Source organism: Variimorphobacter saccharofermentans (genome assembly GCF_014174405.1).
Lineage (GTDB): Bacteria > Bacillota > Clostridia > Lachnospirales > Lachnospiraceae > Mobilitalea > Mobilitalea saccharofermentans.
In genome coordinates, this window is record NZ_JACEGA010000001.1 from 3818133 (window position 1) to 3832428 (window position 14296).

At 38.0% G+C, this 14296-nt stretch carries 12 protein-coding genes and 1 CRISPR repeat array (1 of these 13 running past the window's edge); of the genes, 3 read left to right on the forward strand and 9 right to left on the reverse strand.

What is annotated here, in order from left to right; translation table 11 throughout:
- Nucleotides 1–120: 120 nt before the first annotated feature.
- From tnpB to H0486_RS16655, 9 genes are all read right to left on the reverse strand, one after another.
- Nucleotides 121–480, reverse strand: coding sequence for an IS66 family insertion sequence element accessory protein TnpB (tnpB, locus tag H0486_RS16615; protein WP_228352485.1), 360 nt, complete (start codon nucleotides 478–480; stop codon nucleotides 121–123).
- Complete coding sequence (gene tnpA / locus H0486_RS16620; protein ID WP_228352484.1) at nucleotides 470–838, reverse strand: IS66 family insertion sequence element accessory protein TnpA; 369 nt, start codon at nucleotides 836–838, stop codon at nucleotides 470–472. The genes tnpB and tnpA overlap by 11 nt, the downstream gene beginning before the upstream one ends.
- 600 nt (nucleotides 839–1438) lie before the next feature.
- Nucleotides 1439–3109, reverse strand: a complete 1671-nt coding sequence (locus tag H0486_RS16625; RefSeq protein WP_228354060.1) for a DUF2326 domain-containing protein — start codon at nucleotides 3107–3109, stop codon at nucleotides 1439–1441.
- Nucleotides 3100–3330: an ABC-three component system middle component 6 gene (locus tag H0486_RS16630; protein WP_228354061.1), complete on the reverse strand. Its 231-nt coding sequence runs from the start codon at nucleotides 3328–3330 to the stop codon at nucleotides 3100–3102. Before H0486_RS16630 ends, H0486_RS16625 begins: the two co-directional genes overlap by 10 nt.
- Before the next feature lie 15 nt (nucleotides 3331–3345).
- A complete protein-coding gene (locus H0486_RS16635; protein ID WP_228354062.1) occupies nucleotides 3346–3897 on the reverse strand; it encodes a hypothetical protein in 552 nt (183 codons plus the stop codon).
- Nucleotides 3898–3908: 11 nt separating this feature from the next.
- Nucleotides 3909–4130 carry a hypothetical protein gene (locus H0486_RS16640; RefSeq protein WP_228354063.1) on the reverse strand — a complete coding sequence of 74 codons (222 nt, stop codon included), beginning with the start codon at nucleotides 4128–4130 and terminating at the stop codon, nucleotides 3909–3911.
- 485 nt (nucleotides 4131–4615) lie between these two features.
- Nucleotides 4616–5977, reverse strand: coding sequence for a 23S rRNA (uracil(1939)-C(5))-methyltransferase RlmD (rlmD, locus tag H0486_RS16645; RefSeq protein WP_228354064.1), 1362 nt, complete (start codon nucleotides 5975–5977; stop codon nucleotides 4616–4618).
- Between the two features lie 40 nt (nucleotides 5978–6017).
- Nucleotides 6018–6971: a 3'-5' exoribonuclease YhaM family protein gene (locus tag H0486_RS16650; RefSeq protein ID WP_228354065.1), complete on the reverse strand. Its 954-nt coding sequence runs from the start codon at nucleotides 6969–6971 to the stop codon at nucleotides 6018–6020.
- Nucleotides 6972–7192: 221 nt separating this feature from the next.
- Entirely contained in the window at nucleotides 7193–8590 is a 1398-nt protein-coding gene (locus H0486_RS16655; protein ID WP_228354066.1) for a S1C family serine protease, read from the reverse strand.
- A gap of 292 nt (nucleotides 8591–8882) precedes the next feature.
- On the opposite strand from H0486_RS16655, the gene H0486_RS16660 reads away from it, so the two are divergent.
- From H0486_RS16660 to H0486_RS16670, 3 genes are read left to right on the forward strand one after another with little or no spacing between them, the layout of a single operon-like run.
- A complete protein-coding gene (locus H0486_RS16660) occupies nucleotides 8883–11264 on the forward strand; it encodes an endonuclease MutS2 (RefSeq protein WP_228354067.1) in 2382 nt (793 codons plus the stop codon).
- A 44-nt stretch (nucleotides 11265–11308) separates the two neighbouring features.
- Nucleotides 11309–12028 carry a response regulator transcription factor gene (locus tag H0486_RS16665; RefSeq protein WP_228354068.1) on the forward strand — a complete coding sequence of 240 codons (720 nt, stop codon included), beginning with the start codon at nucleotides 11309–11311 and terminating at the stop codon, nucleotides 12026–12028.
- 24 nt (nucleotides 12029–12052) lie between these two features.
- Nucleotides 12053–13462 (forward strand): sensor histidine kinase, encoded by a 1410-nt coding sequence (locus tag H0486_RS16670; protein ID WP_228354069.1) that lies wholly within the window; start codon nucleotides 12053–12055, stop codon nucleotides 13460–13462.
- Nucleotides 13463–13583: 121 nt separating this feature from the next.
- Nucleotides 13584–14296: a CRISPR direct-repeat array (repeat unit 33 nt; unit sequence ATTTCAATCCACGGCTCTCTCGCGAGAGCCGAC) (it continues 2811 nt past the right edge of the window).

A 14296-nucleotide genomic window follows, 5' to 3' on the forward strand; every position in this document is an offset into this window, starting at 1 on the left:
TTGATAAATATCGCTTATATATCGCTGCCTGAAGGTATGTAGAAGGCAATCATTTATAGATGATTCTACGTTTTTTAAACGTGTAAAAACAAGATATATTTTCTCTGTTTTGCACAAAGCTTATGTAACATACTCCGGTGATACCGGCTTTACAGACTTCTTCGGGGTTATGGTAAGCCCTTCCATTAGCCAACGGAATTGCTGTGGGGTTAGAACTCTAACTTCTGCAGCATTACGAGGCCATTGATATTGACCAGCTGCGAGGCGCTTATATAGCAGGAGATAGCCATCCTTTTCCCAGACTAACCCCTTTATACGATCCGCTTTTCTTCCACAAAAAAGATAAAGTGTATCAGGCGAAAAAGGATCTATACCGGTTTGCGTTTCTATGATACCAGCCAGACGGTCAATACCGGAACGAAGATCTGTATATCCAGTCACTAGGTAGATTTGCTTAAAACATGTGGCATCATTGAGCATGAGAGATCACCTGTAGTATTGTAGACAGTAGATCTAATGATGTAGCTTCTGTCACATGAATAGAAAAGCCGTTCACAGAGATATCCAGACCTGTACTTGTGCTCGGAGCAGATTTAGGATTCATGACTTCAGCCGGTACCGGCACAATTGATGTTGAAACCATGTCCTTTGGCATGCTTTCGAGACAGGCTTCCCGAACCTTGCGAAGTCTATAGTAATAATCCGCTTTGGTTATGTTGTTTTGTGCACACCAATCGATGACTTTCATTCCATCAGGTCGATTCTGACAGGCACGAACCTGCTCAGCCCATTCCTGCAATCGATAGCGTGTGGCAATCATACTTGTTGTTGAGCTCATAGACTTACCTCCTTGTAAGGAGTCAAAAAAGTTGAGCACTGAACTTTTTTAACCCGGTTAAATAATAAGTCTATTTTCTCAAAAATCTATACAGCGGTCTAGAGTACCCATTATCTACCGCTTACAACTTTTGAGTAATTTCATAAAAAATTAAAAAAAGACTGCCACCCAAGAAATTAAGCCTTGGGGGCAGTCAATAAAGTGACTAAATTCATATGATCCGGTATTTAAATGTGACACTTCGTTTATAAATACATCTATCCTGACCACACAACCTCAAAAACTTCCGAAAAAACATCTAACCTGACCACTCGCGAACGCTGACATCTAACCAGACCACTCGCGGGGCTATGACATCTAACCTGACCACTTGACTATCAAAAAGTGACTTTATGGACTTGTTTCCGCGAAGCGATATTTTCATGTTTTTCGCCTGGTGGGTTTCATACCCATATCTGCTAAAACCCTTGATATATAAGGGTTTTAAGCTCTCTCAATCTTTTACTCTTGTTATCAATACTACGCTCTCCACATGGCTTGAGTGGTCGTTATTGATGTCTTCGATTTAAATTTGAAAGCATACTTGAATTGCAATCTAACTTATATTCTAAAAAATTTATCATTAGCAGATAGCCTTAAAACAACTTCTTCTTCTTTGATACCCATCAAGTCAATACGATCACTTAAAATTGGAAATATATATTGTCCTTCAAAATTTCGTGCTTCGCTTATTATACCTGCAAGTTCTTTCAAATCAATATTCTCCATTTTATCATGAATTGCAAAAACTGGCATGTGATACTTCATTTCAATTATTAAATTAATATGAGCTAAATCAAAACATGTTATCATAGCTTTTTTTATACCAGTCCCTGGTTTACCATTCATACCAATAATTTTAACCGGGAAAGCATCTTCATCTGAATCTTCATTTAAGACAATAGCAAAAGGTTCACCTATGATTTTACTTGTTAGTTCCTTAAAATAATGGCTTAATCTTTCTTCTATCTTACCTTTTTTAGTCTTATCGTTGTTTTTTTCAACCTTTTTACTTAAGTTATTTTCCTTTTCTTGAAATTTCTCAATTATATAATTATAATCATTAATAAAATTTTCAAGTTTAATCTTATTGATTGCATAATCATTATATTTTTCTTCAAACTTATCCTTAAGCTCAACATTAAAGCTGACATAATTTTTTTCATATACTTTTTGCAATTTCTGCAGTTCATCATAAATAATCTTTGATTCCGTTTCCAACTCATTTAAAGTGGTCTGTAGCATTGCAATTCTTTTATTAATCATTCCATTATGAAATTTTTCTAGTTCCTCGAAATCACATAATTGCTTATCTAATACCAATTCTGTTTTTTCATAAATTTGTCGAAGTATTTTGGTATCAACTGCAAAAATTTTTTCTTCTTCTTTTCTTATTTTTTCTTTCATCAACTCTTGTTTAAGGTTAATTTTTGAATATTCAGCTTCTAATTTTTTTAAATCCGATAGCACAGATTGATTTTCACGGATTTTTGTTTCATAGTCTTCTATTACTGTCACTTCGGAATAAGACTTCCTAAACTTTTCTACTTCCTCCTTCATTAATCCTATTTTAGTTTCAAATTCTCTTACTGAGGCTACTCCATTCTTTCTATATATTGCTTCTATATCTTTATCAATACTCTCATTTAGTGATATAATATCTATATTTTCAGACTTAGATTCATCAATCCCAAATAAATACTCATAGATAGCTTGGTACTCGTAATTATTAGTATAAGTACCTAAGAATTTTAGTAAAGCAGCTTCATTTGCATTTTCCAATCTGATAAATTTTGAAACTAGTTGTCTAAACGAAGGTTTATCATTTAAATTGTTAAAGATAATCTTATTTAAATCACTTCTGTATTCAGTAGCGCTTCGAATTGGTTCACCATCTATTAGACTCTTACCATTTTTATACAAAGCCCTTTTAAAAACATGTGTCTTACCATCAATTCTACATGTTAACTCTGCAACTACTTTATTCTTTTCAAGAAATTCCCCAACTATCACATTTTCACCAGTATCTTTTTCCTTATATAAGCTCGATACTGATTTGGCACCTAAACATAGATCTATTATTTTAACTGCTGTTGTTTTTCCTATGTTACTACCACTACTAACCTTATTTGTTTCATCAACAATTAAAGATAAGCCTTTAGGGTTAAAGGTTATCTTTCTTATGATTTCATTAGTGGTTGATTTTGAAACTACTAGGCTTATTAATTGCATAATACTACCTCGTTTCTATCATTAATTTCCTTAATCAATCCTACTAAAAACATCCAATCTATAGTCAGTATGAATATGGAATACTCAATCTTTTGGCTCTTACAATACTTATATAATTCCTCAAAATCCACTTTTCCATTGCTTTCTTTTAGGAAAGATAGAACAATTGCTGATGTGTATATTAGTGAATTTTTTGGGTTTTTTTCATAATCAACTATCATAATGATAAACCCCCATTATAACATAATGGCATCCCCTTCTATAGGGATTAAAAACTTACATTCATAAAATACATAGGCTGTTATAGCATTCAAGTATGTAATCTTTTTATTGGTTTCAATTTTCGACTTTTTTCCAGTAAATATTTGATCATTTATTCTACTCAATAAATTTGAATATATTTTATCAGAGTGATTCTTAATGCTTTCCGTATTATTGATGCTTATCTCCATTTCGGACAAAACATCTAAATATACTTCCCAATAATAATCATATAAATCCCTTCTAATCGCTGGTTCTAATTCTTCTATACAATTTATTGCATCATCAACTATATCATATGAGTCAATATGACACTTTTTTATCTTTGCTTTTAAATTATCAGTGAAATTATTCAGTGAAGTCTTATCCTCAATATCATAAATTTTTGTTTTTTTATTTATAACTCGTGTTACATCATTTTTAATTTTAATCATTTCTTTTATTATCTTGCTGATATCGGATATTTCCATAAGTGGAACATTCGTAACTAAATTTTCTACATTTTCAATATTAAATTCATCACCCATCTTTGACACCTCTATCTTATAGATTTTCTGTTGTCAAATGTTTTAACACTTTTTATATTAAACTGATCGTTACTGCTTATGGATGAATCTTTATTTATCTGAATTTGCTGATTAATCTGATTTTTAATCTTAACACATTCGTCCTTCTCCCTTTTTGACAATAAAAACATAACTATACTTATTACCCCAGCTATTAATGATACAATAGTGTTAATGTTCTCAAATATTTCCATAGAAAAACCCCCTATAAATCATATGTAATAATATCCCTTACAAAACTTTTCTCTTGATGCTAGGAACTAAACTTTTGCTGCTTTAAATGGTTGGTACGGTGACTATACAACCCCAAGTTCAACGTTTAGTGATAGTGTAAGCTATTAGAGGTATAAATTTAGCGTAAGTAATAGATTCTAGTTATAATTGGTATAATTACCTAAGTATAAGCTGATTTATGTCGATTTAATTTAAATTATACTGTCGATATTATTTTTCAACATATTAACAATATCTAATAATATAATATACCATATATTTCTATAATGTAAATATTCATTTATATATCTTTTACATACTCCTAATCTAAAATAACTATGAAGCCTAAATAAACCCTTTGATATGTTCCCACAAACACATACCAAAGGGCAAAATAAGTCGAATTATTAACTTTTGTATTGCACCGTCTCTCAAACCCAGTATTTTCAACCGCTCCAGAACTCTCTTATTTCGACATTAAAACAACTGTTTCGACATGAGTGGAATGGGAAAACTGGTCCACTGCTCTAACCTTCACCAGTCTATAATCCTTCTCACAGAGATATTTTAAATCTCTTGCCAGCGTTGCAGGATCACAGGAAACATATACGATTCTCCTGGGGGACATGGACAGTATGGTATCCAAAAGACTTTGTTCACAACCCTTTCTCGGAGGATCCACAACTATCACATCTGCATGGATATTCTCTTCCGTATATTTTCTAGGTAGCACATCCTCTGCTGCCCCAACCATAAACTCTGCATTGCTGATTGCATTGATGGCTGCGTTCTTCTTCGCATCCTCGATGGCCTCCGGGATTATCTCAACACCATATACATATTTTGCCTTCTGAGCAAGGAATAAAGATATGGTTCCTATTCCACAATACAAATCCCAAACGGTCTCTTCTCCATGAAGATCGGCATAATCTAGTGCGATATCATATAGCTTCTTCGTCTGAACCGGGTTCACCTGATAAAAAGAAAGCGGCGAGATCCGATACTGAATGTCTCCGATTCGATCAGTAATATACGGCTCTCCCCAGAGAGGCAGGATTGTCTGTCCTAATATTACATTGGTCTTTTCTTTATTTACATTAAGACAGATACTCTTCATTCCAGGAATTTTCTTCAATTCATAAATTAGCTCCTCGGTGTGCGGAAACTTCGTCCCATTGATTACAAGACACACCATAACCTCTCCCGTACTGTACCCAACACGGGTTAGAATATGACGAAGTAACCCCTTATGACTTTTCTCATCATAGGGCTCTATGTGATATTTCTCTATAAATGTTCGTAGACATGATATGATGTCCGTATTGACCTTCGCTCCGATATAGCAATGCTGCGTATCAATGATGGAATGTGTTCTTCCTGCATAAAACCCGATTGCAACACTGCCATCCTTATTACGTCCGACAGGAAATTGGGATTTATTCCGGTAATAATAGGGTTCTTCCATTCCGATAATGGGCTCCATCTCGAATTCGGTAAATCCTCCGATTCTGGTCAGACAATTTCTTACTTTATTCTCTTTGTATTCCAACTGCTTCTGGTAATCCACATGCTGTAGCTGACAGCCTCCACATTTAGCCGCAATTGGACATACCGGGTCTACACGAAAGCTCGAAGGCCGGATCAGCTTTACCAGTCTGGCATATCCATAAGTTTTACCGGTTTTCATTACCTGTACCAGTGCAGTATCACCCATTACGGTATCCTTAACAAACAGGGTGTATCCTTCGTACTTACCGATTCCCTCACCATCTGAGCCAATATCATCTATTGTTATCTCTACCTGATCATTCTTTTTTAGCGAGCTCATATTAATTCCAATCCTTCGTTCTATTACATTGCGACTTAATCTATTCAATACCCTTTGTGCTTCTCATAATATTCGATTCAAAGAGCCTCTGGTAACCCATCCATTCCGTCTTCTGATCACCGCTTCCCAATAGTTCCGTTATTGTCTGCATCTTCGCATCCGTATTATCAGCAAAATGCAGTGCTAAAGCTTCGGCCGTAGCAGGCTTCTTCGGTGAACCAAATTCCAATTCTCCATGATGTGCCAGAATGCAATGAAGAAGCTCATTTGACAATTTTGCAGGAAACTTATTTTTCTTTTTGATATAATTGCTGACGATATTAGCCCCTATAAAGATGTGGCCAAGTAACTGCCCATCATTTGTATAATCATTCTCCGGAAATGCGGATAACTCCTCCATCTTACCGATATCGTGAAACAATGCGGCGGTGATTAATAAATCCTTATTCAGTATGGGATAGCTTGTTGTATAATACTCGCAAAGCTTCACTACACTCAGGGTATGCTCCAGTAATCCGCCAACAAAGCCGTGATGCACGCTCTTGGCCGCAGAATGGTTCTTAAATTTCTTAATAAAGTCGGCATCCTCTATAAAAAATGCCTCCGCCAGCTCCTTAAGGTTTGGCTCCTTTATTGCTGCAACATATGCCTTAATCTCCTTGTACATTGCATCAATATTCTTACTAGTTACAGGGAAATAATCCTCGGGATAGTATTCCCCTTCACGGCCTTTATATATCTTACTGATATTGAGCTGAAGATTATCCTGAAAACTGGTTACCCTCGCATCAATATGTACGAAATCCATCGCTTCATACTGCTCTATTTCATTGTTAAAATCCCATATCTTACCATCTATCGTGCCCGTCTTATCCTGTAATATCAATGACACATAGCTCTTTCCGCTTTTACCAGTCAGTGTCTGTTTTGATTTACATAAATAAATTTCGTTCTTGATAATATCGTTCTCTCTTAAATCCTGAATATATCTCATTCCGTCCTAAACCTTTCTAATTCATACATTGTCTCACTTGTCATCAATATTATACCCCACCCCTACAGATATATAAAGCATTATTTCATTTGATTATTTACCCCATGTCAGCGTACACATAACAAATAGAATATATAAAAGGCAGAAGGATTATTGATTGTAGTATAATCAAATAATCTGTTCTGCCTTCTTTATTTATACCATTGTTATCAATTATCAGTCTACTTCTTTACTTTCTCCCTAAGAACAACCGGCAGGTCCATCTCCTTCTCCACATTTCCAGAGGTTCTCTTGATTTTAACCATAATCTGCTCTCCCGGCTCGTACTCGGATATAATATTATTAAAATTATTGGTATTTAAAACGGATGCATCATTGACCTGGATAATAATATCTCCATTGATCACTCCTGCCTCAAAAGCAGGGGAGTTCGACCGCACTTCATTGACATATATACCATTGGATATATCATGTTCCCGTTTGGCTGACTCTGTCATATCTTCGGTTTCTACACCAAAATAGATAAGAGGCTGTTGATTTGCCAGGCGCTCGATAATTGGCTTTACCTTACTTACACCAATAACGGTGTTTAGGTTCTCATTAATATCTTCCTTCAAGGTATGGGTTATGAAGCCAATAACCTCTCCGTTCATATTAACCACAATTCCATCACTATTCTTATTATCTTCAATGTTGGTGTTAAATAAATCCAATTTATTATCTGTGATCGTGACGGAGCTTCCTTTACTGGTTATAATCCCCAACTCCATGGAGCCTGGATGTCCATTTGGACTGCCCAGCGCAATAATTGGGTTGCCTACAGAAATCGAATAGGATTCTCCCATCTTTACTACCTTTAGGTTTTCTAAAAAGGATATTGGGATGTTCGTAAGGGAAATAGCCAGAACCGCCATATTAATCTCTGTATCATACTCCAACAGGGTAGCATCAATCGAAACCGTATCTGTAAATTTAATTGTAATTCTATTCGTATCCTTAACCCTGTCCAGGCTAACTAATATGAGCAACTCCTTACTATTATTACCAATAATGACCCCAGTGGTGCTTATGGTTCTTTCCACCGGATTACCAAACCAATCCGTTTCGTTGATAATACTGTTAACGCTCACCAGGGACTTATTGGTCTCATAGGCAACTAGCCTCAGCTTCTCATACATATTAACAAAGTCATCCAAATCCGCTTCGATGCTTTGTTCTACAATAATCGGATCTCTTTTCTCATCATCCGGAGCATCACTATCAGTGTTATCCGATGTCTGCTCCTTCGAATCATCCTGTTCTTCAGAATGATCTGTCGTTTCTTCCACCTTCGGTGTAGGGCTTAACTTGGGAGTCGTCGTTGGTACTTCCTTATTCTCATTAGGATCCGTGGTTGGAAAAACAATCGGAGTCTTAGCTTCCTCATCCTTATGTAACAATTTATACAATTTAGGTTCAGTGAGCACAAATGTAACTGCAGCAATTACTCCAAATAAAATTGACATAATGACCGTCATTATAAGAGGGAGTAACCATTTCTTGATTTTTCTGCCTTTTCTCTCAATTACCTGCTCTTTAATAAATTCGAAGTCCTTATTGTCTTTTTCACCCTCAGACATTATAAATCTCCTTATATAAAAGTCGGTTATTATCTAAGTTTTTCAGTAATGCTCATAGTTTTCTATAGGTGATGCATAAGTCCTATTTTATCACGAAATTATGAACATACTATGAATTTTTTGTAAACAAAGTAGTCGTTTTTTCGACAGAAGCTCCCTGTATTCCCTTCAAAATTTAACTATTTTATGGTTTTATTTTCATACAACTTACGGTAAAATAGAGATAGAGTCCGCAAGCAAATTGTGGATAACATTGATACTGAGCATTTTCATAGAAAGGCATATTAATAAGATGAACGAAAAAGCATTAAGAACTCTTGAATTTCATAAAATTATTGATAAATTAGTAACTTTAGCTGGTACTGTTCATGGAAAGGAGCTTTGTGCAAAGTTACTACCCAATGAGAATTTGGCTACCATCCAGCAATTGCAAAAAGAAACTACGGACGCACTATCTCGAATTCTGAGAAGAGGCAGTGTATCCTTTAACGGTATCCATGATATCCGCCCCTCCATCATGCGCCTGAAGGTTGGGTCCGCATTAGGAGCAGTGGAGCTTCTTCATATTAGCTCCGATCTGGATGCTACACTACGGTTAAAAGCATATGGAGGATATACGGGCAAGGACAACGAAGAGCAAACAGAAGACTCTCTCACAGAGTATTTTGTAAATCTCGAGCCTCTGACTCCCTTGAACAATGAAATAAAGCGTTGCATTATTTCCGAGGAGGAGATTGCAGATGATGCAAGTCCTGCACTTAAGACGGTCAGACGCTCCATTCGTAATACCAACGACCGCATCCACAGTGAGCTGTCTTCGATATTGAATTCCTCCCGTACCTTGCTTCAGGAAGCAATTATCACCATGAGAAATGGCCGTTATTGTCTGCCAGTACGTGCCGAATACAAAAATCAATTTCCGGGTATGATCCATGATCAATCCTCTACTGGCTCCACTCTATTTGTGGAACCGATGGCAATTGTACGCCTGAACAACGAGTTAAAAGAGCTCTCGATTAAAGAGCAGGAAGAAATTGAGAAGGTATTAGCAGACCTGAGTAATCAGGCTGCAGAATATGCCGAGAGCTTGGAATATAACTTTGCAACATTATCACAGCTTGATTTCATATTTGCCAGAGCTTCTTTATCAAAGCTTATGAAAGGCTCTGAACCCAAATTTAATCAGGACGGTATTCTTAATATTAAGAAGGGTCGTCATCCATTAATCGATGCAAAGAAGGTAGTTCCCATTGATATCATGCTGGGCAGAGATTTTAACATGCTGATCATAACCGGTCCCAATACCGGAGGTAAGACGGTCTCTCTTAAGACGGTGGGATTACTTACCTTAATGGGACAGGCAGGTCTTCATATTCCAGCTTTTGACGGTTCGGAACTGGCTGTCTTTCGAGAGGTGTTTGCCGATATCGGTGATGAGCAAAGTATTGAGCAAAGCTTAAGCACCTTTTCCTCCCACATGACGAATATCGTGAAGATTCTTGAGTCTGCTGATGAGAACTCACTTGTTTTATTCGATGAACTGGGTGCGGGTACTGATCCCACAGAGGGAGCAGCCCTTGCTATGTCTATTCTGTCCCATCTCCACAAGAGAAGAATTCGTACCATGGCTACGACCCACTACAGTGAATTGAAGGTGTATGCTTTGTCAACAGAGGGTGTATCCAATGCCTGCTGTGAGTTCAATGTGGAAACCCTTCGTCCGACTTACCGTCTACTAATCGGTATCCCTGGTAAAAGTAATGCCTTTGCCATTTCCTCAAAGCTCGGTCTTCCGGATTATATCATTCAGGATGCTAAAGATTTGATCGGAAAGCAGGAAAAGAGTTTCGAGGATCTGATCAGCGATCTGGAAGCAAGTCGTATTACCATTGAGAAGGAACAGGAAGAAATCTCGAGATATAAAGAGGAAATCGAGCAGTTAAAGAAAAATCTGACACGTAAGAATGAATCGATAGAAGCTAACCGTGACCGACTTTTGAAGGAAGCGAAAGAGCAGGCAGCAAAGATATTACAGGAAGCAAAGGAATACGCCGATCAAAGCATTCGCCGCTATAATAAATGGTTACAGGATGGCGGCAATATCAAGGATATGGAGGCAGAACGCAGCTCGCTGCGCGAACGCCTAAGCGGTAACGATATTACTAATACAAAATCAAAACAGAAAAGTAAAAAGTCTGCTACCTCAGCCAAGGACCTGCGTATTGGTTCTTCTGTCAATGTAATCAGCTTAGGTCTGAAAGGAACGGTAAGTACGCTTCCCAATGCCAAAGGGGACTTATTTGTACAGATGGGTATTCTCCGTTCCCAGGTTAATATCAGTGATATTGAACTCATAGAGGACGAAGACATCGTTGCTCCTGGATATAGCAAAACACAGAGTGGCAAGATAAAGTTGAGCAAATCCGCTTCCATTCATCCGGAGATCAATCTGATCGGAAAGACTGTTGATGAGGCACTTCCTGAGCTGGATAAATATCTGGATGATGCCTACCTTGCACATTTACCGCAGGTAACCGTAATTCACGGAAGAGGAACAGGTGCACTGAAAAATGCTATCCATGCGCATCTGAAAAAGCTTAAGTACGTTAAAACATTCCGGGTCGGAGGCTTTGGTGAGGGCGACCACGGTGTAACCATTGTAGAGTTTAAATAAACGATTACTGTCTTTATACAATACCACACGTAAAGGAGGTTCCTATGATATCCAAGCAAAAAATATTAATCGTTGATGACGATGTTAATATTGCAGAGCTGATTTCCTTATATCTTACAAAAGAATGCTTTGACACCTTGATTGTAAATGACGGGGAAGCAGCCATCCGCGAGTTTAGCTCCTATCAACCGAATTTGGTTCTACTAGACCTCATGCTTCCGGGAATCGATGGTTATGAAGTATGTCGAGAAATACGAAAAACCTCATCCGTACCGATTATCATGCTCTCTGCAAAGGGCGAAATCTTTGACAAAGTCTTAGGTCTTGAGCTGGGTGCTGATGACTATGTTATTAAGCCCTTTGATTCCAAAGAATTAGTTGCCAGAGTCCGGGCCGTTCTACGACGATTTCATCCCACTCCGAAGGAAGTGGCGGAACAGCCCACACCGACTGGAGAATACGTTGCTTATCCAGATTTAATCATTAACTTAAGTAATTACTCCGTACAATACTATGGAGACAATATAGAAATGCCACCGAAGGAGTTGGAATTGTTATATTTCCTAGCCTCTAACCCCAATCAGGTATTCACAAGAGAACAGCTTCTGGATCATATCTGGGGATATGAGTATTTTGGGGATACCCGTACTGTGGATGTTCACATAAAGCGTCTTCGAGAGAAAATAAAGGATCATCAGGATTGGAGCTTATCCACCGTCTGGGGAATCGGATATAAATTTGAAGCTAAGGGCGGTAAGAAATAAACACACGAAAGGTAGGTTAAGGACATGAAGAAAACACTATGGTCTCGACTCATAATATGTTATCTTGTTGCGGCAGTCATGGTTTTTCTGCTCCTTAATACCTATGGTATGAAGCTACTGGAGAAGCGTCTTAAGAAAGATAAATTTGATCTTCTTTACAAAGAAGCAAAGTTGATTTCATCAGAATATCTGGATTACTTTCATAACCCAGATCTAACCCTTGAGAACTTATCTACTCCTTTACAGTCCATTCAGAATTTTCTGAATATCCGTGTATGGATCGTAAACCCAAAGGGCATGATTCTCGCCGATTCATCGGATGCGGGAAATGCCGAATATAAAAATGTCTATGATATGGATCCCATACTATTAGAAAAAACAAGCTCTGAGAATAATTATTTTGAAGGCATATTCAAGGAGCCCATGATTTCTGTAACACAATCTGTAATCTATAACTATAAGGTCAGAGGCTATATTATCCTACATACACCGATGAAGACAGTTACGGATGAATCCACCTATTATCTGGACGTAATCAATATATGCTTCCTTGTCTTCCTTCCGATGCTATTGGTACTATTCCTCTATATCTATAATATAACAGCCAGACCACTTCAGAATTTAATGAAGGCTGCCAAAGAATACAGCCTGGGTAACTACAATTATGCTCTTGTTCTAAAAGGCTTGAGCGAATATCGAAACCTTGGTGCTGCCCTATCCTATATGGCAGGTGAAATAAGCAAGCTGGATGATTACCAGAAGAAATTTGTCGCAAATATTTCCCATGATTTTCGTTCTCCGCTTACTTCCATCAAGGGGTATGTAACTGCAATCATGGATGGAACAATCCCCTATGAGATGCAGGAAAAATATTTGAACATAATTTTATTTGAAACAGAACGCCTAACAAAGCTAACTTCCAATTTACTGGAGCTGAATAGCTTTGATAACCATGGAGCATTACTTGATATAGTTTCCTTTGATATTAACCATATTATCAAGAAAACGGCTGAAAGCTTCGAAGGAGCTTGTAGGGATAAGAAAATAACGCTGAACCTGGTCTTTTCTTCAAAAGAGACCTTTGTCGATGCAGACATGGGTAAAATCCAACAGGTATTATACAATCTAATCGACAACGCCATTAAATTCAGTCACAACAATTCCAAGATCAAGGTTTCCACAGAAGAAAAAGGCGAAAAAGTATTCGTGTCCGTCAAGGACTATGGAATCGGAATTCCCAAGGAATCCATTAAAAAGGTCTGGGAACGTTTCTATAAGACGGACCCCTCCCGTGGTAAGGACAAAAAAGGAACCGGCCTTGGTCTATCCATCACCAAAGAAATCATTCAAGCTCATAACGAGAACATCAATGTAGTCAGCACCGAAGGTGTTGGCACCGAGTTTGTGTTCTCTCTGACACGGTCAGCTGAGTAAAGGTAGACTGTGGTATATGCAATTTTTTGATTTTCTTAATCAATTCTAGATTAATCATTTTATCACGGCTCTCTCGCGAGAGCCGACACGATAATGTTTACCATATGCAATCACCGGTCATATTTCAATCCACGGCTCTCTCGCGAGAGCCGACTTAAAATTTCCGTCAAGTTTTCCAGTTGTACAAATTTCAATCCACGGCTCTCTCGCGAGAGCCGACTTAAAATTTCCGTCAAGTTTTCCAGTTGTACAAATTTCAATCCACGGCTCTCTCGCGAGAGCCGACATGTGCTGGAATAATACCAATTACTTCATATTGTATTTCAATCCACGGCTCTCTCGCGAGAGCCGACTCGAATGATGCATCGAGAATTGATTGAGGTATTTGATTTCAATCCACGGCTCTCTCGCGAGAGCCGACGTCTAAAATTCTTCTCCTTACTGTGCCCCTGCTATTTCAATCCACGGCTCTCTCGCGAGAGCCGACAAAGCCAAAGGTAAACGCTGTAATATCTGTCTGATTTCAATCCACGGCTCTCTCGCGAGAGCCGACATGTTGATACACTTTTCTCAATGTAGATACAGTCATTTCAATCCACGGCTCTCTCGCGAGAGCCGACAACTTATCGCAATCCTTGATTTTCTCGTATTCCGATTTCAATCCACGGCTCTCTCGCGAGAGCCGACAGGTTGGGGATTTAGTAACAACGATGGCAGACATAATTTCAATCCACGGCTCTCTCGCGAGAGCCGACGGTACCCGGAGCAGTTTCAAAAAGCAATGGAATATATTTCAATCCACGGCTCTCTCGCGAGAGCCGACATATCAATACT